The organism is Candidatus Thiopontia autotrophica, assembly GCF_982804495.1.
Genome location: NZ_CEYDPX010000046.1, coordinates 1 through 2,171 on the forward strand (window position 1 = coordinate 1; position 2,171 = coordinate 2,171).

Below are 2,171 nucleotides of genomic sequence, written 5' to 3' on the forward strand. Positions count from 1 at the left end.
TTTCTCTCTGGGTCCGGCAATCTGAAGGGGCTTGGCGTGCGTTAAGGTTGGGGTTTTTTCTCCTGCCGACCATCCTCCAGGCCGAGTCTGTATGCAGCAAGCACGGCCTCCTCAACAGATAAGTCGTGTTGGATAATGGATTCTATTTTCTGACGCACCACCTCATCTCTCCATGCTGCCTCAAACCCATCTTTATCAAACCAGCCATTCTGCTGCACAAACTGTCTGGCCAAACCATCAGCCCGACTCACCTGTACTGGAACAGTCTCCATCACCTCCAGCTCATAACTATAGAGGTCGATACCATTCTCTCTTGCCAAAACCCGGGTTAATGATGGTACCTCCCCATACCTCTCCATCACTGCATCCAGATCAATGTCTGCTACGGGACGAAAAGATTTTCCTCTAAAATCAAACTCCACATAGATTTCAACTCTACTTGTCATCTCTATCCTCAAAACAAAAAAGCCCGCAAATGCGGGCTTTTTTGACAAACTCGAAAGTTAATTACAGCTTTACAACATTCGCTGCTGACAGTCCCTTCTCGCCCTGCTCAACGTCATAACTGACCTTGTCATTCTCAGCAAGAGTCTTGAAGCCATCACCCTGAATTGCACGGAAGTGTACAAACACATCATCACCACCGTCATCCTGAACGATAAAACCAAACCCCTTAGAGTCGTTAAAGAACTTTACTGTACCTGTTGCCATATCAAAATTTACCTTAAAAAATTACAAAACGTATTTCACCTCAGAAGATATCTCCATGGTGAACCAAAAAACTCACTGTACGTCATGTAACCAAAGGTTTGGAATCCAACATCACAATCTTTACCCGTGAATTGCGACGAATTTTATGTAAATACACCATCTTATACAAGTAACAATTCAAAAATCTTTATGGCTCAACTTTTACCTCAATTGCCTGTAGAATCAACAGTTCTGCAGAGGAGAGCGTAGATGTTGTACAGAATCATTTTGGGGCAGCCTCGTCTTATACTACTAATAGTATCCATCATTATTGGGATATCCGGATACTATGCACAAAACTTCTATCTGGATGCATCAGCCGATTCCCTGGTTCTGGAGAATGACGAGAGCCTGCGCTACCACCGCTCCATTCAGGGACGATATGAATCTGATGACTACCTGATCATCACCTACACACCAACCAAAGATCTCTTTAGTGCCGAAGTTCTTAATGATCTGGAACAGCTTCAGGCGGATCTGCTGGAAATTAATGAGATAACGTCAGTAACCAGCATACTCAATGTGCCGTTGATCAACAGCCCACCAGTTGGATTTAGTGACATTCAACGAGAGACCCTAACATTACAGTCACCAAACACAAACATAACCATGGCGCGTGAAGAGTTTCTCACAAGCCCACTATACCAGAACCTGTTAATCAGCCCGGATGGACAGACAACTGCCCTGCAACTAAATATAAAGCGGGATGAGACATATCTTCGCCTACTTAATAGACGTAGTGAACTTCGTGCTCAGCAACTAACCGGAGAGTTCACCACAATAGATCAACAAGAGCTTGATGATGTTACCCAGCAATTCAGAGAACACAACATTTCGATGCAGGCAGAGCAACAGAGCACCATCTCGACAATTCGTGACATTATGTCTGCTCATAGCTCGGTATCAACCATGTATCTGGGTGGAGTACCAATGATTGTTGCAGATTCTATTGAGTTTGTACGTCATGATCTAGCCACCTTTGGTGTAGGGGTGCTACTGTTTGTAATCGCTATTCTCACCATCTCGTTTCGCAGACCACGCTGGATTATTCTTCCGATTCTCACCTGTTTTGGAACCGGGACAATCATGGTTGGTTTTCTGGGTCTGATGAATTGGCCAGTGACGGTGGTCTCATCCAATTTTATATCCCTTCTGCTTATTATTACCCTGTCACTTACTGTCCATCTGATAGTACGTTACCGTGAGCTTCATGCTGAAGACAAAAGCATGAACCAGAGAAAACTGGTGGAAGAGACCCTGCGTAGCAAGTTTCATCCCAGCTTCTATACCACACTCACCACCATTGTGGCCTTCGGCTCTCTGATAGTAAGTGGAATCCGTCCAGTTATAGATTTCGGCATAATGATGGCTATAGGCACAGGTGTCGCCTTCATTCTTACATTTACCCTGTTCCCTGCTGC

Annotated in this window: 3 protein-coding genes; 1 reads left to right on the forward strand and 2 read right to left on the reverse strand. The window is 44.6% G+C overall.

Annotation, left to right across the window (positions count from 1 at the left end; genetic code table 11):
- Nucleotides 1-41: 41 nt before the first annotated feature.
- Together AC3ZFK_RS08210 and AC3ZFK_RS08215 are read right to left on the reverse strand one after the other, a co-directional pair.
- Nucleotides 42-446 carry a hypothetical protein gene (locus tag AC3ZFK_RS08210; RefSeq protein ID WP_489433788.1) on the reverse strand — a complete coding sequence of 135 codons (405 nt, stop codon included), beginning with the start codon at nt 444-446 and terminating at the stop codon, nt 42-44.
- Between the two features lie 61 nt (nt 447-507).
- Nucleotides 508-711, reverse strand: coding sequence for a cold-shock protein (locus AC3ZFK_RS08215; protein WP_487507429.1), 204 nt, complete (start codon nt 709-711; stop codon nt 508-510).
- Nucleotides 712-960: 249 nt separating this feature from the next.
- Here AC3ZFK_RS08215 and AC3ZFK_RS08220 point away from each other — a divergent pair.
- A partial coding sequence (locus AC3ZFK_RS08220) for an efflux RND transporter permease subunit (RefSeq protein WP_487507428.1) occupies nt 961-2,171 on the forward strand: 1,211 nt, incomplete at its 3' end.